Origin of the sequence: Streptomyces sp. RK9, from assembly GCF_045070545.1 — a bacterium.
GTDB classification, from domain to species: domain Bacteria; phylum Actinomycetota; class Actinomycetes; order Streptomycetales; family Streptomycetaceae; genus Streptomyces; species Streptomyces alboflavus.
On the sequence record NZ_CP173703.1, the window covers coordinates 3,920,198 to 3,940,661 of the forward strand.

At 73.1% G+C, this 20,464-nt stretch carries 15 protein-coding genes and 1 pseudogene; 11 read left to right on the forward strand and 5 right to left on the reverse strand.

Annotated features, from left to right (window positions below):
- Window positions 1-33 precede the first annotated feature (33 nt).
- Window positions 34-1,065, forward strand: a complete 1,032-nt coding sequence (locus AB6L24_RS16235) for a sulfotransferase (RefSeq protein ID WP_405655975.1) — start codon at window positions 34-36, stop codon at window positions 1,063-1,065.
- 9 nt (window positions 1,066-1,074) lie between these two features.
- Here AB6L24_RS16235 and AB6L24_RS16240 read toward each other — a convergent pair whose 3' ends face one another.
- Window positions 1,075-2,379 carry a hypothetical protein gene (locus AB6L24_RS16240; protein ID WP_405655976.1) on the reverse strand — a complete coding sequence of 435 codons (1,305 nt, stop codon included), beginning with the start codon at window positions 2,377-2,379 and terminating at the stop codon, window positions 1,075-1,077.
- Window positions 2,380-2,692: 313 nt separating this feature from the next.
- Between AB6L24_RS16240 and AB6L24_RS16245 the strand changes: the two genes are divergently transcribed.
- From AB6L24_RS16245 to AB6L24_RS16255, 3 genes are all read left to right on the forward strand, one after another.
- Entirely contained in the window at window positions 2,693-3,004 is a 312-nt protein-coding gene (locus AB6L24_RS16245; RefSeq protein WP_405655977.1) for a YidB family protein, read from the forward strand.
- A 129-nt stretch (window positions 3,005-3,133) separates the two neighbouring features.
- Entirely contained in the window at window positions 3,134-4,102 is a 969-nt protein-coding gene (locus AB6L24_RS16250; protein ID WP_405655978.1) for an oxygenase MpaB family protein, read from the forward strand.
- Window positions 4,075-6,351, forward strand: coding sequence for a tetratricopeptide repeat protein (locus AB6L24_RS16255; protein WP_405655980.1), 2,277 nt, complete (start codon window positions 4,075-4,077; stop codon window positions 6,349-6,351). The genes AB6L24_RS16250 and AB6L24_RS16255 overlap by 28 nt, the downstream gene beginning before the upstream one ends.
- A 36-nt stretch (window positions 6,352-6,387) precedes the next feature.
- On the opposite strand, the gene AB6L24_RS16260 is transcribed toward AB6L24_RS16255, so the two are convergent.
- Window positions 6,388-7,047, reverse strand: coding sequence for a hypothetical protein (locus AB6L24_RS16260; RefSeq protein WP_405655982.1), 660 nt, complete (start codon window positions 7,045-7,047; stop codon window positions 6,388-6,390).
- 116 nt (window positions 7,048-7,163) lie between these two features.
- On the opposite strand from AB6L24_RS16260, the gene AB6L24_RS16265 reads away from it, so the two are divergent.
- From AB6L24_RS16265 to AB6L24_RS16275, 3 genes are all read left to right on the forward strand, one after another.
- Entirely contained in the window at window positions 7,164-8,732 is a 1,569-nt protein-coding gene (locus AB6L24_RS16265; protein ID WP_405655984.1) for a phytoene desaturase family protein, read from the forward strand.
- Between the two features lie 153 nt (window positions 8,733-8,885).
- Complete coding sequence (locus AB6L24_RS16270; RefSeq protein WP_405655985.1) at window positions 8,886-9,515, forward strand: TetR/AcrR family transcriptional regulator; 630 nt, start codon at window positions 8,886-8,888, stop codon at window positions 9,513-9,515.
- A 128-nt stretch (window positions 9,516-9,643) separates the two neighbouring features.
- Window positions 9,644-10,924 (forward strand): amidohydrolase, encoded by a 1,281-nt coding sequence (locus AB6L24_RS16275; protein WP_405655986.1) that lies wholly within the window; start codon window positions 9,644-9,646, stop codon window positions 10,922-10,924.
- Window positions 10,925-11,013: 89 nt separating this feature from the next.
- On the opposite strand, the gene AB6L24_RS16280 is transcribed toward AB6L24_RS16275, so the two are convergent.
- Window positions 11,014-11,802: an IclR family transcriptional regulator gene (locus tag AB6L24_RS16280; RefSeq protein WP_405655987.1), complete on the reverse strand. Its 789-nt coding sequence runs from the start codon at window positions 11,800-11,802 to the stop codon at window positions 11,014-11,016.
- A gap of 263 nt (window positions 11,803-12,065) precedes the next feature.
- On the opposite strand from AB6L24_RS16280, the pseudogene AB6L24_RS16285 reads away from it, so the two are divergent.
- Window positions 12,066-12,269, forward strand: a pseudogene (locus tag AB6L24_RS16285) (gluconate permease); the annotation flags it as partial.
- A gap of 121 nt (window positions 12,270-12,390) precedes the next feature.
- Window positions 12,391-13,722 carry an enolase C-terminal domain-like protein gene (locus tag AB6L24_RS16290; RefSeq protein WP_405655988.1) on the forward strand — a complete coding sequence of 444 codons (1,332 nt, stop codon included), beginning with the start codon at window positions 12,391-12,393 and terminating at the stop codon, window positions 13,720-13,722.
- Here the strand turns inward: AB6L24_RS16290 and AB6L24_RS16295 are convergent.
- Entirely contained in the window at window positions 13,719-14,954 is a 1,236-nt protein-coding gene (locus tag AB6L24_RS16295; protein WP_405655990.1) for an FAD-dependent oxidoreductase, read from the reverse strand. The genes AB6L24_RS16290 and AB6L24_RS16295 overlap by 4 nt on opposite strands.
- A gap of 200 nt (window positions 14,955-15,154) precedes the next feature.
- On the opposite strand from AB6L24_RS16295, the gene AB6L24_RS16300 reads away from it, so the two are divergent.
- Together AB6L24_RS16300 and AB6L24_RS16305 are read left to right on the forward strand one after the other, a co-directional pair.
- Window positions 15,155-16,273, forward strand: a complete 1,119-nt coding sequence (locus tag AB6L24_RS16300) for an NAD(P)H-dependent flavin oxidoreductase (protein ID WP_405655991.1) — start codon at window positions 15,155-15,157, stop codon at window positions 16,271-16,273.
- 105 nt (window positions 16,274-16,378) lie between these two features.
- Window positions 16,379-17,929, forward strand: a complete 1,551-nt coding sequence (locus tag AB6L24_RS16305; RefSeq protein ID WP_405655992.1) for an acyl-CoA synthetase — start codon at window positions 16,379-16,381, stop codon at window positions 17,927-17,929.
- Between the two features lie 28 nt (window positions 17,930-17,957).
- Here the strand turns inward: AB6L24_RS16305 and AB6L24_RS16310 are convergent, their stop codons facing one another.
- Window positions 17,958-20,378 carry a penicillin acylase family protein gene (locus tag AB6L24_RS16310; protein WP_405655994.1) on the reverse strand — a complete coding sequence of 807 codons (2,421 nt, stop codon included), beginning with the start codon at window positions 20,376-20,378 and terminating at the stop codon, window positions 17,958-17,960.
- Window positions 20,379-20,464 lie beyond the last annotated feature (86 nt).

The following is a 20,464-nucleotide window of genomic DNA, read 5'->3' on the forward strand; positions in this document are numbered from 1 at the left end:
CGATACGGGTCGTCGTCGAAGGAGAACCGCCCTATGCGCACCCTGACGTTCGTCGTCGGTACCGGCCGTAGTGGGTCGACCGCGTTGTCCGGGATCGTCAACGCGCATCCGGATGTGCTGAGTCTCAACGAGCTGCTGGCGTCGGTGCAGAGTCGGGGGTTTCCGGAGGGGGTGTTCGGGGGTGGGGAGTTCTGGCGGTTGCTCGCCGAGCCCAATCCGTTGTTCGAGCGGATGATCCGGAACGGCGTACCGATGCCGGAGTTCGTCTATCCGCGGCGGCCCGGGCGGTTCGCGACGGAGACGACCGGGATCCCCGCGCTGTCGCTGATGGTGCTGCCGCACCTGACCGACGACCCGGACGGGCTTTACGACGAGTTGGAGGGGGAGGTGTGCCGGTGGCCGGAGCGCACGGCCGCGGGGCACTACGAGGCGCTGTTCGACCTGCTGGGCGCGCGCTTCGGGCGGACGGTGGCCGTCGAGCGGTCCGGGTATTCGCTGGAGCGGGTGCCGCTGCTGCGCAAGGTGTTCCCGGAGGCGCGCTTCGTGCATCTGTTCAGGGACGGGCCCGACTGTGCCCTGTCCATGAGCCGGCACACGGGGTATCGGCTGATCTTCCTGCTCAGGGAGATTCTCGCGCGGACCGGTGCCGAGCGCGTCGAGAATCTGACGGAGGAGCAGGTCCGGTCCCTGCCGCCCGAGTTGGCGCCCCTGTTGGGAGAGCGGTTCGACCCCGCCCTCGTACTGGACAGCGATCTGCCGCTGACCGGATTCGGCGCGCTGTGGTCGGAGCTCGTCAGCCAGGGGGTGGCCCGGCTCGGCGAGGTGCCCGCCCCGCTGCGGACCACGCTCGCGTACGAGGACCTGCTCGACGACCCCCGCGCGGAGCTGACACGGCTGGCCGACTTCATCGGTGTCGAGCCGCTCCCGCAGTGGCTCGACACCGGGGCCGCGCGCCTCGACGGCAGCCGGCGTGGCTCCTCCTTGCGGCTGCCCGCCGCCGAGCTCGCCGCGCTCCGGGAGTGTTGCGCTCCCGGAGCACGGGCCCTGGCGGACAGCCAGAGGTAAGCGGTTGGTTCAGGGGGTGTTGACGGAGAACACCACCCGCTTGCCCACCGTCGAGTCGATGCGCTCGTTGATGCCCCACAGCCGGTCCGTGGTCCAGGAGTAGGAGAGGTTCTGGGTGTAGACGGGGGCGGCCGTCATGACGTGCGGCGCGGTGTTCGCCTGCGCCTTGTGGATGCAGGAGTACGGGTCACTGGGCGTGCCGCCGCCCGAGCCCGTCGGGCAGGTGCCCGCCAGGTACCAGTTCGTGCCGTCGGTGGCCGCGCCCTGCATGGACCAGACCGGGGACGAGTACGCGGCCGACGCGGTGCCCTTGGGGAGCTTGGTCGTGGCGTCGAGCGGCCAGCGCACGACGCGGCCGCCCGCGGCGTCCTTCTTGTACTCGGCCGAGACGAGGGAGTCCTGGCCGCCGGTGCGGTCCAGGCTGAGGGAGTTCAGGCAGGGGGTGGTGCCCGAGGTGACGGAGCAAGGGGTGTCGCCGGTGGTGGTCTGATACATCGCGACCATCGGGACGGCGTAGTTGTGCCACAGGCCCGACGAGGTCGTGCCGGAGACGCCCACCTCCTTGCCCTGCTTGTTCAGCTTCCAGATGTGCCGCAGGTCGTAGACCTGGAGGTAGCGGCCGTTGGCGACGAAGGCACGGTCGCCGTACCAGACGACACCGTCGACGTGATTGCGCGGGACGACGCGGAAGTCGCCCGTGCCGTCGGCCTTCCTGACGGGCTGGACGAGGAGCAGGTTGTGGTAGTTCGGCGCGGCGTTCCTCGCGTTCACCAGCGTGAGCCGGGCGTATTCGTCACCGCGCCGCTTCGCCGGGTCGGGATTGCCCATGTCGGTGCCGTGGTGCCAGGTCACGGCGTGGGCGGGCACGCCCTTCCACTTGCTGTCGGCCGGGGCGCCGGAGTCGCTGTACGGCAGGGAGAGGCCCTGCGGGGTCCAGCCGCCCTCCGTCGCGTTCCAGCTGCTCGACCGGTCGTCCTCCTTCTTCCAGCAGTGGCCGCCGGGCTTGAGGCTCGCGGACAGGCCGGTGTCGTGGCACAGGCCCGCGATGCCGGTGCTGCCGCCCGTGTCGAGGACGGTGCTGACGTCGACGGTCTTGACGGCGCCGGTCCGCTCCACGGCCGCGACCGCGGCGTCCGTCCCGTCGGCGCCACCCCCGGCGACGACCTGGTTGAGTCTGAACTGCGCGACGGTGGCGGGGTCCACCGCCCCGAACGGCATCGCGGCGGCGGCAGGCGGGGCGTTCACGAGCAGCGTGGCGACGACGGCCGCCGCGGATCCGGCCACAGTCAGTCGGGTGCTCCATGCAGAGGTCATGCGGCGGACCTTATGCCGTTCCGCGTACGTGTTGGATCTCCTGAGCGAGGCCCGACCCCGGCCCCGCCACGGGGAGTTCACCGGGCGGCCGCCTCGACGTGGCCGAAAGTCGGTGCTGGTCAGGCCGTATTCACGGGGGGCGTGGCTGGTTCCTTGCCCCGCAGAAATTGCCGGGCAACCGTCGGACGGCACCCTCACGTCTGGTCCCACAAGGGCACCTCGGCAGCAGGGAGAACGCGGCCGCGTCCGAGCGGCGGCGCACGGCCGCGGTGCCCGGGACCATCGATCCACATGCAACGTATGGGAGAAACACATGGCTGCCTTCGAAGCCCCGGCCACCCCCCTGGAGCAGCTCCTCATCGCCACCCTCTACGACGGCAGCCAGGTCGGCGCCGCCTTCGATGAGCTGCGTCAGGCCGGCCTCGGCGACAAGGTCGACTCCTGGCTGAGCACGGGCGAGAACCTGCCCGTCACCGCGGACGAGATCAGCAAGGTCCTCGGCGGGGCCGTCGACCGGATAGCCACGGTCACCGGCACCACCGCGGACGCGATCGCGCAGAAGGTCGCCGAGATGCTGCCTCTCGCCGTGGACGCGGCGAGCCCGAACGGCGAACTGGGCCAGTAGTCCCGAGCCCCTCCGGGCCCGCAGACGACGCTCTCGTGCCCGTGCCGCCGCACGGACACGAGGCGAGCCGCTCACGGCCGTATCGCGGGCCGCGCACCTGTGCGTAACCTGCGAGAGGGAGGTGACGGCATGCGCGAGGCGGACGCCGGGCTCTTCGGGCCCTCGTCGGTGACCTGGCAGGCGCACGGGGACCCGATGATGTGGGTCGCGGGCATCAGGGCGCTGTACTTGCAGGCGCTGCACCCGCGCGCCGTGCGCGGCGTCATGCAGAACTCCACGGCGTTTGATCGTCAAAAGAGTGGCCGCAAGGACGCCTGGGGCCGCCTGATGCGCACGGCGAACTTCGTCGGCACGACGACGTACGGCACCACGCAGGCCGCGGAGAAGGCGGGCGCCCGGGTCCGCAAGATCCACTCGATGCTCTCCGCCACCGACCCGGACACCGGCGAGCGCTACGGCGTCGACGAGCCGGAGCTGCTCCTGTGGGTGCACTGCGCGGAGATCGACTCCTACCTCCACGTCCTGCGCCGCTCCGGCTTCCCGCTGAGCGACACGGCCGCCGACCAGTACGTCGCCGAACACCGCGAGAGCGCCCGCCTGGTCGGCCTCGACCCCGACGGCGTACCCGCCTCCACCGCCGAACTCGCCGCCTACTTCGAGAAGGTGCGCCCCGAGCTCGCCGTCGGCCCCGAGGCCCGCGCCGTCGACGACTTCCTGCGCCGCCCGCCCACCCGCGCCCTGCTGATCCCGGCGCGCGCCCTGCTGTGGCGGCGCGTGGCGAACCTCGCGTACGCGTCCCTGCCCCGCTACGCCCACGAGCTGTACGGCAGACCCGCCCCACCGCCCCCGACGGTCACCCGCCGCCTCGCCGCCACCGGTACCCTGCTGCGCCTCGTGCCCGCCCGGGTGCGCTGGCAGCTCCCGCCGAAGCACATCCTGCGCGCCATGGCCCGCCTCGGCCCCGGCAGCCGCCCCGACCGACGCCGTGTCCCGTACAAAGTCGACAGACGGGACGCCATACTGGACGGGCCGGGGAGGGCGCAGCGAGGCGACGGGGGCGATGGCGCGAGATGCCACAGGCGGGGGACACCAGGCTGATCCAGGGCCGGTACCGACTGCTCGACCTGATCGGGCGCGGCGGCATGGGCGAAGTGTGGCGGGCACGCGACGAATCGCTCGGCCGCAAGGTCGCCGTCAAATGCCTCAAGCCGCTCGGGCCCCAGCACGACCAGTCGTTCACCCGGGTCCTGCGGGAGCGCTTCCGGCGCGAGGCGCGGGTCGCGGCGGCGCTCCAGCACCGCGGAGTGACCGTCGTGCACGACTTCGGCGAGAACGACGGCGTGCTGTTCCTCGTCATGGAGCTCCTGGAGGGCCGCAACCTGAGCCAGCTCCTCGAGGACAACAGACAGCACCCGCTGCCCGTCTCCGACGTCGTGGACATCGCCGACCAGGTCGCCTCCGCGCTCGCGTACACCCATGAACAGGGCATTGTGCACCGCGACCTGAAGCCCGCCAACATCATGCGGCTCGTCGACGGCACGGTGAAGATCTGCGACTTCGGCATCGCCCGGCTCGGCCACGACATCGGCTTCACGTCGCGGCTCACCGGCACCGGCATCGCCATGGGCACCCCGCACTACATGTCGCCCGAGCAGATCAGCGGCGCCGAGGTCGACCAGCGCAGCGACCTCTACTCGTTCGGGTGCGTCCTCTACGAACTCGCCACCGGCGCCCCGCCGTTCGACATGGAGGACGCCTGGGCGGTCCTCGTCGGACACCGCGACACCGCGCCCGAGCCGCCCCGCCGCCACCGCGGCGAACTGCCCGTGTACTTCGACCGGATCGTCCTCGACCTGCTCGCCAAGCGCCCCGACGAACGCCCCGCCGACGCCCGCGAACTCGGCCGCCGCATCACCGCGGGCCGTACCGCGCCCGTCACGTACGTACCGACCGTCGTCTCGCCCTCCCTGCGCCGCCCCGAGACCGCGTCCCCCGGCCGCCCGGCACGCCCCGAGCCGCACCGCGAGCCCGCCCTGCCGTCCTGGACGCGCGGCATGACCACCGGCCACAAGGCGACCGGCGCCGGCCTGCGCATCACACCGCCGGACGCCGCGGCGGGCCTCACCGGCGAGTGGATCCCGCGCCCCACCGGCCACCACACCGTGGTGCCGCCGCCCGCGCCGGAGCGGCCCGCACCCCCGCCGTCCGTCGTCGCCGCCCTCGTCAGCCGCCACAACGCGGGCCTCAGCCTCGGCCGTCTCAGCCGCTGGGCGGAGGCCGGCGAGGTGCACCGCGCCGTCGCCGCCGAGCGTGAGCACGTGCTCGGCCCCGACCACCCCGACACCCTCGCCAGCCGCTACGAGGTCGGCTTCACGCTCAGCCGCACCGGGCGCCCCGCGGACGCCCTGCGCGAGTACGGCCGCGTCGCCGAGGGCCGCGAACGCGCCCTGGGCGCCGACCACTTGGACACCCTCGCCGCCCGCCAGGAGATGGCGTACGTCCTCGGCCAGCTCGGCCGGCACTTCGAGGCGCACCAGGTGTACACACAGGTGCTCGGCGCCCGGGAGCGGACCGCGGGCGCCGACCACCCCGACACCCTGCGATGTCGCCACAACCTGGCCTTCAACCTCAGCCGCCTCGGCCGTCTGGAGGACTCCTACCGCCTGGCCCGCGACGTGGCCGCCGCGCGCGCCCGCGTCCTCGGCGCCACCCACCCCGACACCCTCGTCACCCGCTACGAAGTGGCGTACGCCCTCGGCCAGTTGGGGCACTGGACCGAGGCGCTGCAGACGTACCGCGAAGTGGCCGAGGCGCGGACCCGGGCGCTCGGCGCCGACCACCCCGACACGCTCGCGGCGCGCTACGAGGTCGGCATCAGCCTCGGACGGCTCGGCCGCAGCGCGGAGGCCCTGGAGCTGTACCGCGCCCTGATCGCGGACCGCACCCGCGTGAACGGCCCCGCCGACCCCGAGACCCTGCGCGCCCGGCACGGCCTCGGCGTGAACCTGGGCCGCCTCGGCCGCTGGGAGGAGGCGCTCGCGGAGGCCCGCGACGTGTGCGCGATCCGCGAACGCGTCCTGGGCGCCGGCCACCCCGACACTCTGGTGAGCCGCCGCGAGGTCGCCGTCGGCCTCGGCTGGCTCGGGCGGTGGCCGGACGCCCTCACCGAGTACCGCAGGGTGGCGGCCGCCCGTGAACAGGTCCTCGGCCCCGACCACCCCGACACCCTCGCGAGCCGCAACGACGAGGCCCACTGCCTGGAGCAGCTGGGCCGCGGCACGGAAGCGGTGGAGCTGTACCGGAGGGTGGCGGCGCTGCGGCAGCAGCGGGCGTCCGGGGCGCACTGAGACGCGGCCTGTCCCTCCGGCCGGCCGCGGAGTCCGTCAGCCCCGGAGCTGGACCGGCGCGCGCATGTCGGCGAGTTCCGGGTCGCCGTCGATGTCCATCGCGGTGCCCGCGGGGTAGCGGGCGCAGTCGCCGTACGCGGAGACCTCAAGGCGGTCGCCGGGGTAGGCCGTGACCGCGATCGACGAGCCGGCCTTCGGGGGCCGCATGCTCAGCTCCAGGCGGTAGCGGTCGTCGCGGTGCTCGGTCACCCGCCAGCCCTGGCGCGTCAGTTCCTTCCGCGCGTCCTTGAGGGCGGTCACCGCCCGGGCGCGGGGAACGTCCCGCAGGGTCCAGTCGTAGCTGACGCTGACCACGCCCGGCTCGCTCGGCGGCGACGGGTCGAGCGCGTCCGACCAGGTGCGCAGGCCCCTGCGGTCGCAGGTGTAGGTGTCGGTGTAGGCGCGCACCCCCGACCGCTCGGTGTCGAGCCGGGCGTCCGGCAGCGCCAGCGCGTCGTACACCGCCTGGCTGCGCTCGTCCAGGGCCCGGGACGTCGCCGCGGGGTCGGCGACGGGATACGGATCGCCCACCCAGACGCCCTCGAACCAGCGGGCGAGGCCGATGAAACCCGTGAGCGCCGCGGCGATCCCCAGCCCTGTTGCCGTCGCGCGCACGGCCTTGCGGCGGCTCTGCGGGGTCACATTCATCTCTGCCATACGGGCATCGTGCTCCGGCACGGGACGACGGGCATGAGTACGCGTACTCAGGCGGACCCGCGTCGATCTCCCGCTCCGCCTCCGGACAACAGCTCGATTCCGTGCTACCAAGAATCATGCGAACCAGCTACGACGCCGTGGTGGTCGGCGGCGGCCACAACGCCCTGGTTGCCTCCGCCTACCTGGCCCGGGCGGGCCACTCCGTGCTGCTCCTCGAACGGCTGCCGGACACCGGCGGAGCCACCGTGTCGACGCGCCCGTTCCCCGGCGTGGACGCCCACCTCTCCCGCTACTCGTACCTGGTGAGCCTGCTGCCGCGGAAGATCGTGCGGGACCTCGACCTGGATTTCCGGGTGCGCACCCGCACGGTGTCGTCGTACACGCCGACGGTCCGCGCGGGGCGCCCCACGGGGCTGCTCGTGGGCGGCGGCGAGGCCCGCACACGGGAGTCGTTCGCCCGGCTCACCGGCGACGACCGCGAGTACACGGCCTGGCGGGAGTTCTACGCGCGCACGGCGCATGTCGCCGACCGGGTGTTCCCCACCCTCACCGAGCCGCTGCCGACGAAGAAGGAGCTGCGCGGCCGCGTCGACGACGACACCGCCTGGCGCATGCTGTTCGAGGAGCCCATCGGCCGGGCCGTCGAGGAGCGGTTCGCGGACGACCTGGTGCGCGGCGTGGTCCTCACGGACGCGCTGATCGGCACGTTCGCCGACGCCCACGACCCGTCCCTGCGCCAGAACCGCTGTTTCCTCTACCACGTGATCGGCGGCGGCACCGGCGACTGGAACGTGCCCGTCGGCGGCATGGGCGCCCTGACCCGCGCCCTCACCGACGCCGCCCGCGCGGCCGGCGCCGAGCTGCGCACCGGCCACGAGGTGACCCGCGTCGACACCGACGGACGGCACGCCGAGGTGACGTACCGGACGGCGGACGGCGAGGGCACGGTCGGGGCCCGGCACGTCCTGGTGGGGGCGTCGCCGCAGCAGCTCGCCGCGCTCACCGGGGACACGCCGCCGCCCCCGGCCGAAGGCGCCCAGCTCAAGGTGAACATGCTCCTCGACCGGCTGCCCGCGCTGCGCGACCCGGACGTCGACCCGCACGAGGCCTTCGCCGGGACCTTCCACATCGCCGAGGGGTACGGGGAGCTGGCGCGGGCCCACGCACAGGCGGCGGCGGGCGGACCGCCCACGGCCCCGCCGTCCGAGATCTACTGCCACTCCCTCACGGACCCGACCATCCTCGGCCAGGACCTCGTCGACCGCGGCTGCCACACCCTCACCCTCTTCGGCCTGCACACCCCCGCCCGCCTCTTCACCGACGCCACCAACGACGCTCTGCGCGCCGAACTCCTGACGTCGGCCCTCGCCCAGCTCGACGCGCACCTGGCCGAGCCGATCGCCGACTGCCTCGCCACCGACGCCGACGGCCGCCCGTGCGTCGAGGCGAAGACCCCGCTGGACCTGGAACGCGACCTGCGCCTTCCCGGCGGCAACATCTTCCACGGCGACCTGTCCTTCCCGTACGCCGACAAGAGCGCCCCCGACGGGCGGGGCCACGAGGGCCGTTGGGGCGTGGAGACCCGGCACGCGAACGTCCTGCTGTGCGGCGCGGGCGCGCTGCGCGGGGGCGGGGTGAGCGGCATCCCGGGGCACAACGCGGCGATGGCCGTCCTGGAGCGGTGAGCGGCGACCGCGACGGAACGGTGAGCGGCGAGGGTGCCGAAGGCGCTGGAACGGTGAGCGGCGGCCGCGCGGAACGCGCTGGTGTACGGTCGGACACCGTTCGATGCGCGAGGAGGACCCACGCGTGAGTGACGGAGACAAGAGGTGCTCACCATGGCTTCCCGACGCGCCGGTCGCAGCGGGGACTCCCCGACGTTCACCGAGCAGGCGCGCCGTCGGCAGCTCATCGAGTGCACGATCGACCTGATCTCCACCAAGGGCTACCCCGCGACGTCCCTGTCGGCCATCGCGGAACAGGCGGGCCTGTCCAAGGCGGCCGTCCTCTACCACTTCTCCTCGAAGGACAACCTCACCCGCGCGACCCTGGACCACGTCCTGGAGGAGTTCACCGCGTACGTCGGCGAACGCGTCGCGGCCGAGGCGGACCCGCGCGCCGCCGTCATCGCCTACGTCCGCGCGATGATCGGCTACCAGCAGGCGCACCGCCGCCACGTCCGGGTCATCACGGAGATGCTCCTGGACGACCACGGCGGCACCCGCCTCAAGACCCCCGGCGGCCACGACACCGCGGGCCGCTGGCAGGCACTCGCCGACCTCCTGGCGGCGGGCCAGCGGGCGGGCGCCTTCCGTCCGTTCGACGTCCGCACCGTCTCCCTCGCCGTCGGCGGCGCCATCGACGGCGTCATCGGCCACTGGCTGGCCCACCCCGACCTCGACCTGGACGCGGCGGCCGACGAGCTGGAGACGTTCACGCTGAAAGCGATCGGGGCCGGCGACCGCTGAACCGGGCGTGTGGCGGGGCGCACAGGTGTGTGCCCAGTGGGCCGTGGGCAGCACTTGGGGGGCGTGCGCCGCAGGCCACCGGGGCCGCGCGGCGACGCCGTACCACCGCGTGCCGAAGGAGCCGTCGCATGGGCGTCAGTAACCCCCCGTCCGAACCGCAGGGCCCGGACCAGGAGTCCATACCCTCCGCCCTGCGCGGCCTCGACGCCGCCCTGCCCGAACTCGTCGACCTCTACCGGGACCTGCACGCCCACCCCGAGCTGTCCTTCGAGGAGCACCGCACCGCCGCCGAGATCGCCCGGCACGCCACGGCGTACGGCTGCGACGTGACACCCGGCGTGGGCCGCACCGGCGTCGTCGCCGTCCTCGACAACGGCGAGGGCCCCACCGTCCTGCTGCGCGCCGACTTCGACGCCCTGCCCCTCGTCGAGCGCACCGGCCTGCCCTACGCCTCCCGCACCGAGGGCGTGATGCACGCCTGCGGCCACGACCTGCACGTCACCTGTCTGCTGGGCGCCCTGAAGCTGCTCGCGGCCGCGCGCGGGAGCTGGTGCGGGCGGATCGTCGCCGTCTTCCAGCCCGCCGAGGAGATCGGCGAGGGCGCGCAGGCGATGGTGGACGACGGCATCTTCGAGCGCTTCGGGATCCCGGACGTGGTGCTCGGCCAGCATGTCGCGCCGCTGCCCGCGGGCATGGTGGCCTGTCACGCCGGGGAGGCGTTCGCGGCCACCGACTCGCTGAAGGTCGTCATGTACGGCAAGGGCGCGCACGGCTCACGGCCGGAGACGTCGGTCGACCCCGTGGTGATGGCCGCCGCGACGGTGATGCGGCTGCAGACCGTCGTCTCGCGCGAGGTGCCGGCGGGGGAGACGGCGGTGCTCACCGTGGGGGCGCTGCGGGCGGGCACGGTGGACAACATCATCCCGGACGAGGCCGAGCTGCGGCTGAGCATCCGCTCCTACAAGGAGGACGTCCGGGCCCGGATGCGCGCCGCCGTCGAGCGGATCGTGCGCGGCGAGGCGTGGGTGGCGGGTGCCACGCGCGAGCCGGAGTTCACGCAGCTCGACGCGTTCCCGGTGCTCGTCAACGACGAGGCGGCGGTGGCCAGGACCATGGCCGCGATCGGCGCGGTCGTCGGCGACGGGCAGGTGATCGACCCCGGGCCGGTGACCGGCAGCGAGGACGTGGGGATCCTCGGCACGGCGGCCAAGGCCCCGGTCTGCTACTGGCTGTTCGGCGGCTGCGACCCCGGGACGTACGCCGCGGCACAGGCCGCGGGCACCGTGGACAGCGACATCCCCTCCAACCACTCGCCGCGCTTCGCGCCCGTTCCTGAACCGGCCGTCACCACCGGTGTGACGGCGCTGACGACGGCGGCACTGGAGTGGCTGGGGCGGCCGCCGGCGTGAGAGGCGGCGGCGCGGCGGCGAGCTGAGGCCGGGGAGGACCGCCGGTTCGAGCGGACAGAGCGGGCGTACGGCTGCGGACTGCCTGAGCCTCAGCGCCAGTCGGGAGCGCCCGGCGCGGGCGCCACCACGCTCTCGATCCTGGCCCGCGTCTCCCGCATGACCGCCACGATCCGCGCCTCGTGCTCCTCACTGAGCCGTGCCACCGGCACCGAACAGCTGATGGCGTCGGTGGCCGGGACGTCGTAGCGCAGGGCGAAGCCGAAGCCCGCGATGCCCGTGACCGTCTCCTCGCGGTCGATGGAGTAGCCGCGCTCGCGCACCCCGGCGAGGTCGGCGACGAGCGCGGCCCTGTCGGTGTGCGTGTTCTCCGTGTACGCGGCCAACGGGCCCTCGGGGACGGGGATTTCGCCGTCGGGGCGCTCGGCGAGCAGGGCCTTGCCGAGGGCGCCCGCGTGCGCCGGGACACGACGGCCGACGCGGCTGAGGCTGCGCGTGTACTCGTGGGACTCGCGCGTCGCGAGGTAGACGACGTCCGGGCCGTCGAGCCGGGCCAGGTGGATCGTCTCGCCGAGCGTGTCCGAGGCCTGGTCGAGCGCGGGGCGGACCCGGCGGACCCGCGGGTCGCTGTCCAGGTAGCCGGTGCCCGCGAGCAGGGCGCGGATCCCGATGCCGTAGAGGGAGCCGGTCGTGTCGGTGCGCACCCAGCCGCAGTCGACGAGGGTCTGCAGCAGTTGGTACATGCTGCTGCGCGGTACGCCGAGTTCCGCGGCCAGTTCGTCCAGGCGGGCGGGCCGGTCGCCGCGGGCGGCAAGCAGTTCGAGCAACTCCACGGTGCGGGCCGCCGACTTCACCCCGCGGGTCCCGCCCGTCTTCGCCATGGCCTCATCGTAATTCGGCGCCGAGTGCCCCGGTGGGGAGCCGTGCGTCATGGAGAGCGCCGCACCCATTGACCCCACCTGTTCACCCCCATAATCTCCGTTCCCATACATGTACGTCATCTGCATACGAGGATGAAGGGGGACGGTCATGCCTCTCCTCGTGGTCGGGCTCGGCGCGATGGTCGGCCGGGTCGTGGGCGACTCCGGTGCCGCCCAGCGCATCGCGGCGCGGCGCCGATCGCGCTCCTGCTCACGCTGTCCCTCGCGGCCTCCTCGTCATCGGCGCGGGCGGCGCCTTCAAGAACGTCCTCGTCGAAGGCGGCATCTCCGACTGCATCAAGGACACCACCGACGACTCTGGCGCGGTCCTGCCGCTGCTCGTGGGCAGCGGCATCCACCCCGAAACCATGGTGCTCGCCGTCTCGTGCGGCTCGATCGCCTTCTCCCACGTCAACGACCCGGGCTGGAGCGAACCCTGGACGTCCTGAACCTGTGAGACCACTGCCCGAACCTCCGAGATCACCGCCCCTGCATCTGAGAGCACCGCACCCCCCGTACCCCGCCCCTCCCGAAAGGACCCCGACCGGCATGAGCAGTCAGCCGACCGTCACGCACTTCGCCGTCTACCCGGTAGCGGGCCGTGACTGCATGGAGCTGAACCTCTCCGGCGCCCACGGCCCCTACTTCACCCGCAACGTCGTGGTCCTCAAGGACTCCGAAGGCCGGACGGGCCTGGGGGAGGTGCCGGGCGGCGAGAAGATCACGCGGACGCTGCGGGACGCCGAGCCCTTGGTCGTGGGAGCCGAACTGGGCGACTACAAGCGGGTGTTGCGCGCGATCGGCAGCAGCTTCGCGGACCGCGACACGGGCGGACGCGGTGCCCAGACCTTCGACCTGCGGACGACCGTGCACGCCGTCACGGCGGTCGAGTCGGCCCTGCTCGACCTGCTCGGCCAGCACCTCGGCGTCCCGGTGGCGGCGCTGCTGGGCGACGGCCAACAGCGCGATTCCGTACGCGTACTCGGCTATCTCTTCTACGTGGGCGACCCGGACCGCACCGACCTGGACTACGTCCGGGAGTCGGATTCGGACGTCGACTGGTACCGCGTCCGGCACGAGGAGGCGCTGACCCCGCAGGCCATCGTCCGCCAGGCCGAGGCGACCCACGCCCGGTACGGCTTCCGGGACTTCAAGCTCAAGGGCGGGGTCCTGCCGGGCGCCGAGGAGGTCGAGGCGATACGCGCCCTCAAGGACCGCTTCCCCGAGGCGCGGATCACCCTCGACCCGAACGGCGCCTGGTCCCTGCGCGAGGCCGTCGACCTGTGCGCGCCCCTGGTCGGCACCCTCGCCTACGCCGAGGACCCGTGCGGAGCCGAGGACGGCTACTCGGGCCGGGAGGTCCTGGCCGAGTTCCGCCGCGCCACCGGCCTGGCCACCGCGACCAACATGATCGCCACCGACTGGCGCCAGCTGACCCACGCCCTGGCCCTCCAGTCGGTCTCCATCCCCCTGGCCGACCCGCACTTCTGGACCATGCAGGGCTCGGTCCGCGTGGCCCAGCTCTGCAACGCGCTCGGCCTGACCTGGGGCTGCCACTCCAACAACCACTTCGACATCTCCCTGGCGATGGTCACGCACTGCGGCGCCGCCGCCCCCGGCCCCTACAACGCCCTGGACACCCACTGGATCTGGCAGGAGGGCCTGGAACGCCTCACCGTCACCCCACCGACCATCACCGACGGCGAGATCCCCGTCCCCGACGCCCCGGGCCTCGGCATCACCCTCGACCCGGACCGCCTCCACGCGGCCCACACCCTCTACCGGGAAAAATCCCTGGGCGCCCGCGACGACAGCACCGCGATGCGCTACCTCGTCCCGGGCTGGACGTTCGACGCGAAGAGGCCTTGTCTGGTGCGCTAGCTCGGCTCCCGCCGCGCGAACCCCGGCGCATGCTCCGGCCGCACCCCCACCCCGCCCACGTAACCCGCCACCATCCGCAGGGCCGGTACCCGGCGCAGGAGGCGGAGCGGGGTCGGGAGGTGGCCTGGGCGGAGGGTGCCGTCGAGGGCGGGGCGGAGGAGGGTTTCGTGTTCGGTGAGTTGGGAGCGTTGGGTGAGGGTGGTGGGGAACTCGCGGCGGCGCTGGACGCGGTGGAGGGCGGTGGTGGTCGGGTGGCCCCGGCGGAGGGGGGCGGCCAGGTGGCGGGCCGCGGCCACGGCGTCCTGGACGGCCAGGTTGACGCCCACGCCGCCCACCGGGGACATCGTGTGGGCGGCGTCGCCGATGCACAGGAGGCCGTCGCGGTACCAGCGGGGGAGCCGGCCCATGGTGACGTCGAGGTGCTTCACGTCGTCCCAGGAACGGATCGCGAGGAGCGCTTCGTCGTCCCAGCCCAGGAGGGCGCCCAGGCGGTCGCGGAACCAGGCGATGTCGTGGGAGCGCAGCTCGGCGTCCGTGCCCTTCTTGATGAGGTAGGCCGTCTGGTAGTAGTCGCCGCGGTCCATCGTGGCGGCGACCTGGCCGTCGCGGACGGTCAGGAACACCTGGCCGCGCCCCCGCCCGTCGCGCGGCGCCGGAACCTTGACCTGCCACACGTCCATCGGCACCTCGAAGGCTTCGGGCACGAGCCCGGCGGCGGCCCGCACCACGGAGTCCCGGCCGTCGCAGGCCACGGTCAGATCGGCCGCCAACTCGCCCGGCGCGCCCTGTTCGTCGGTGTACGTCACGCCCGTGACCCGCCCCGTCGCGTCCGTGCGCAGGCCCGTCACCGCCGTCCGCATCCGCAGTTCGAACGACGGCTCCTCGGCCGCCGCCGACGCGAGCAGGTCGAGGAAGTCCCACTGCGGGACCATCGCGATGTACTTGCGGCGCCCCGGCACCCGGCGCAGGTCCGCCGCCACGAACGTGGTGCCCTCGACATGCATCCGCATCCGCGTGAGCCGCTGCGCGGGCAGCCGGTCGAAGCGTTCGCCGAGGCCCAGTTCGTCGAGGAGCCGCAGCGTCGACGGGTGCACCGTGTCACCCCGGAAGTCGCGCAGGAAGTCCCCGTGCTTCTCCAGGACGGTGACCTCGACCCCGGCCCTGGCGAGGAGCAGGCCCAGCATCATGCCCGCCGGTCCGCCGCCCACCACACAGCATGTCGTGCGTTCCATGTCCGGGTCTCCTTCGAGCGTCATGGCCTGAGCGTGAGCGTCACGCCGGTCGTGTGCCGCGTCCCGTGCTCTGCGGCTCGGTCACTCTAACCGATCGGTCAGATGTCTGACCGTGCGGTCAGGTTCGGTGGTCCGTAAATAATCTGACGCTGCATCAGAAACCTCTTCCCTCGTCCGCGCCGCTACGGCATCCTGCGCCCATGCAGACGGAGCTGAGCAAGCAACTCGGAGTCGAGTACGCCGTCTTCGGCTTCACGCCGTTCCCCGCCGTGGCGGCCGCCATCAGCCGGGCGGGCGGGTTCGGGGTGCTCGGCGCGGTCCGCTACACCGCGCCCGACGCCCTCGCGCGCGACCTCGACTGGATGCAGGAGCATGCGGACGGCCTGCCCTACGGGCTCGACGTCGTCATGCCCGCGAAACGGGCCGAGGCCCCCGGAGGGCAGTCGCTGACCGAGGCCGACGTGGAGGCGATGATCCCCGCGGGGCACCGGCAGTTCGTCGAGGAGACCCTCGCCAAGCACGGCGTGCCCGCGCTCGCCGAGGGCGAGGCGTCCGGCTGGCGCATCACCGGCTGGATGGAGCAGGTGGCGCGCGGCCAGCTCGACGTCGCCTTCGACTACCCCATCAAGCTGCTCGCCAACGCCCTCGGCTCACCGCCCGCCGACGTCGTCACCCGCGCCCACGAGAAGGGCGTGCTCGTCGCCGCCCTCGCGGGCAGCGCCCGGCACGCCCGCAAGCACGCGGACGCCGGCATCGACATCGTCGTGGCGCAGGGCTACGAGGCGGGTGGCCACACCGGCGAGATCGCCTCCATGGTGCTCACGCCCGAAGCCGTCGACGCGGTCGCGCCGCTGCCGGTCCTCGCGGCGGGCGGCATCGGCAGCGGCGAACAGGTCGCGGCGGCCCTCGCCCTCGGCGCGCAGGGCGTCTGGCTCGGCTCGGTGTGGCTCACGACGACGGAGGCCGACCTGCACTCCGCCGCGCTCACCCGCAAGCTGCTCGCCGCCGGGTCCGGGGACACCGTCCGCTCCCGGGCCCTCACGGGCAAGCCCGCACGCCAGTTGCGCACGGAGTGGACCGACGCGTGGGACGACCCGGCGGGACCGGGCACGCTGCCGATGCCGCTGCAGGGGCTGCTCGTCGCCGAGGCCGTGTCGCGCATCCAGAAGTACGAGGTGGAGCCGCTGCTCGGCACACCCGTCGGGCAGATCGTCGGCCGGATGAACAGCGAGCGCAGCGTCCAGGCCGTGTTCGACGACCTGACCCGCGGCTTCGAGCGGGCCATCGACCGGTTGAACCGCATCGCGGGTCGGGCCTGAGAGGGCCGGGGCGCGGGATCCCGGGCGGTTGCCGCGCCGATCGGGCGCGCCCCGGCACCCCGCACCTCGCGCCACGCCACCCGCCCCCATCCCCGAGGAGGACCGATGAGCACCCCGCCCAACGGATTCTGGGCCCAGGCCGGCGCCGACCCCGGCCGTACCGTCCTCGTCGACCCCGGCGGCGAGGGGTGGACGGCGGGCCGGCTGCACGCCGACGTCAACCGGCTCGTGCACGGCTTGCGCGCGGCGGGCCTGGAGCGCGGCGACGCGTTCGCCGTCGTGCTGCCCAACGGCGTGGAGTTCCTGACCGCGTACCTCGCCGCCAGCCAGGCCGGGTTCTATCTCGTCCCCGTCAACCACCACCTGGTGGGCCCGGAGATCGCGTGGATCGTCGCCGACTCGGGCGCGAAGGTCCTGATCGCGCACGAGCGGTTCGCCGACGCCGCGACCGCGGCGGCCGACGAGGCGAAGCTCCCCGCGACGCACCGCTACGCCGTCGGCGACGTACCGGGATTCCGCCCGTACGACCGACTCGTCGACGGACAGCCGGAGTCGGTGCCGGACGACCGCACCCTCGGCTGGGTCATGAACTACACGTCCGGCACCACCGGACGACCCCGCGGCATCCGCCGCCCGCTCCCGGGCAAGCCGCCCGAGGAGTCCTATCTGGGCGGCTTCCTCGGCATCTTCGGCATCAAGCCCTTCGACGACAACGTCCACCTGGTGTGCTCGCCGCTCTACCACACGGCCGTGCTCCAGTTCGCGGGCGCCGCCCTGCACATCGGCCATCCCCTCGTCCTCATGGACAAGTGGGCGCCCGAGGAGATGCTGCGCCTCATCGACGAGCACGCGTGCACGCACACCCACATGGTCCCCACCCAGTTCCACCGCCTGCTCGCCCTGCCCGAGGGGATCCGGGCGGCGTACGACGTGTCGTCGATGCGGCACGCGATCCACGGGGCGGCGCCCTGCCCCGACCATGTGAAGCGGGCGATGATCGAGTGGTGGGGCGGGTGTGTGGAGGAGTACTACGCGGCCAGCGAGGGAGGCGGAGCCTTCGCCACCGCGGCGGACTGGCTGAAGAAGCCCGGGACCGTCGGAAAGGCCTGGCCCATCAGCGAGTTGGCGGTCTTCGACGACGACGGGAACAGGCTGCCGCCCGGCGATCTCGGCACCGTCTACATGAAGATGAGCACCGGCGGCTTCTCGTACCACAAGGACGAGTCGAAGACGCGCAAGAACCGCATCGGCGACTTCTTCACCGTGGGCGACCTCGGCTATCTGGACGAGGACGGCTATCTCTTCCTGCGCGACCGCAAGATCGACATGATCATCTCGGGCGGCGTCAACATCTACCCGGCGGAGATCGAGTCCGCGCTGCTCACCCACCCCGCCGTCGCCGACGCCGCCGCGTTCGGCATCCCGCACGACGACTGGGGCGAGGAGGTCAAGGCCGTCGTCGAGGCCGCCGAGGGGCACCCGGCGGACGAGGCGCTCGCCGCCGACATCCTGCGCCACTGCGAGCGTCAACTCGCGGGCTACAAGCGGCCCAAGAGCGTCGACTTCGTCGCGTCCATGCCCCGGGACCCCAACGGCAAGCTGTACAAGCGCCGACTGCGGGAGCCGTACTGGGAGGGGCGGGAGCGGACGGTGTGAGACCGCCGCGCTCCCGCCCCGACGGGCGTCAGCGCCGGCGGACCTTCACCACCTTCAGGCCGGGCGCGCTGCGGATGTCCTTCTCGCAGAAGCGTGACGTCACCCAGCGCTCCTCGGAGTAGAGCTGCGTCTGGTCCCTGTAGTGCGGCGAGTTGGGGTTCGACGACTGCGAGTACGACAGCAGCGTGCGGGCCTTGGGGCAGGACGAGTCGTCCCAGCCGACGGCCTGGATGTGGCTGGATCCGTGCGCCACCTCCGTGTACCCGCCGCCCGCCGCGTTCCACCGCGGCTCGATCTTGTTCCAGACGCCGAGGGACTCCGTGCCGCCGTGGATCGGCAGCCGCTTCCCGTTCCGTACGACGAACTGGTGCTCCCCGAGCCGCGCGTCGAGCGGAATCCTCGCCGCCGTCAGCTCCGCCACCGTGTCGGCGAGCGCCGTCGCGAAGCCCGGCACGCCGGTGTCGAGAGTGTTCGGGGTGCGCACCGGATCGGCTGCGGAGAACGGCACCTTCCACAGCTGGGCGCCCGGCACCTTCGCCGTCAGGGCGCGCCAGAACCGGTCGAAGAGCAGCGCGCCCCTGCTCGACGTGTCCATCGTGCGGTCCCAGGACTTGATCACGCGGCAGGCCTCCGTCACGTCGACGGCCTTGCCGTCGGTGGTCCGCGCGGCCCCGGGCGGCAGCGCGGCGCAGGCGCGCGCCACGTCGGCGGCGGCGAGGTCACCGGTCGGCGCGCGGTTCGAGAACTGCTGGCGCTGGAGGTCCTTGACGGTCAGACCGCCGCGCTCGGCCATGGCCGCGACGTCCTCGATCGCGCCGCGGGTGCGCATGGAGCGCTGCGTGCCGATGGTGCCGAAGACCCGCTCGTACCCGGTCAGCGGCCGGTCGGCGTTGCTCAGCCAGGGGCTGTCGTTGGAGTTCTCGGCGTACGGGGCGTTCACCAGCGTCGGCATCCGCGACGGGCCGAAGATGCCCGGCTGGATGGCGTCCTTGTCGGTGCCGAGCGCGCACTGGGCGCGGGACCCGTCGAGGACGGCGACGCCCGCCGCCGGGTAGGTGGCCTTGCCGAGGGCGGTGGAGCAGCGCCCGACGAGGTCGTCGGTGAGCCGGGGCAGGACCTGCGACTGCGTGTACAGGGAGTTGCCGTGCCGGTCGGCGGCGACGGTGTTGACCCACGGCAGGCCCTGGGTGGAGCGCAGCGCGCGCAGGACGCCCTGGGTCGAACGGGCCTGCCCGAAGCGGAGGTTGGCCTCGCCGACGCGCAGGTTGCGGGAGTTGGGGTCGTTGAGGGCGTACGCCGTCGTCTTCGTCCACGGCAGCGGAAGCTGGCCGCCGAGGGAGGTCACGACGGGGCCGAAGCGGGTCCAGTACTGGGTGCGGGTCACCGGGGGGCTGTCCCGCACCGGCACGGTCACGGTCCGCCGCGTCATCCGCTCGCGCTTGCCGTCCACGAGGTACGCGGTCGGGTCGGCGGGGTCCAGGGTCAGCTCGTGCACGTTGAAGGGGACGCCCGTCGCGACGGTGTGGCTCCACGCCACCTGGCCGTTGAAGCCGACGTTGATCACGGGGGTGCCGATGAGGGAGCCGCCCGACGCGTTCAGCTCGCCGGGGATCGTCTGCTGCGACTGCCAGAAGCGCCGGGCGCCGTGCCAGGGGTAGTGCGGGTTGCCGATGAGCAGGCCGCGGCCGTTGGCCGTGGTGCTGCCGTGGAAGGCGACGGCGTTGGAGCCCATGTCGGCGTTGCCGTCGGGGGAGACGAGGTCGCGCGCCGCGGCGGCGGCCCGCCGTGCGTCCGGGGCCCGGCGGGTGGTGTCCGCGGCCGGTGGCGTGGCCCCGACGATGCCGTCGACGCCACGGCCCTCGCCGCCGAGCACCGCCACCGCGTAGGTGAGCCGCGCCTGGTCGAGGGTGGTCGTCGGGCGCACCCAGTCGGCCTTCGCGCACGCCGGGTCCGTGATCCGGTTCTGCTTCAGCCAGGCGTTGTAGCCCGCGGCGAACCCGCGCGCCAGCTCCTTGCTCTCCCGGCTCATGCCGAGCGGCGCGGACTGCTTGTACAGCCGTTCCACGGTGCCCGCTCGGCGTACGCCCCGGAAGTACTGGTCGCTCGCGAGGTTCGTGGTGGCCGACGACAGCTCGCCGCCGGGGTCGCCGTCGGCGCCGAAGTACCGGGACCGCTCACCGCGCACGGTGACGTACCCCTCGGCGAGCGTGCACACCTGGTCCGCGGCCTGGGCCCAGCCGGTGCCGAAGCCGAGGCCGGCGTAGCCGTCGGCGCGTATGTGCGGGATGCCGTACTCGGTGTAGCGGATCGTGGCGGACAGGCCGCCGCCGGACGGGTCGGCGGCGGGGGAGCGGTCGTCGTCGCGCGCGGACGCCATGGGCGAGAGCAGGGCCGAGGCGGTGACGAGCGCGGCGCCCAACGCCACGACGGGTCTCGTGCGGATGCGCATAGGGTCTCCCAACTGGTGTGAGAGCAGTGGCCGTTGGAGCGTACCAAGCGGTATGTATCTTGTCCGGAGCGCCTGACGTGGGGCGA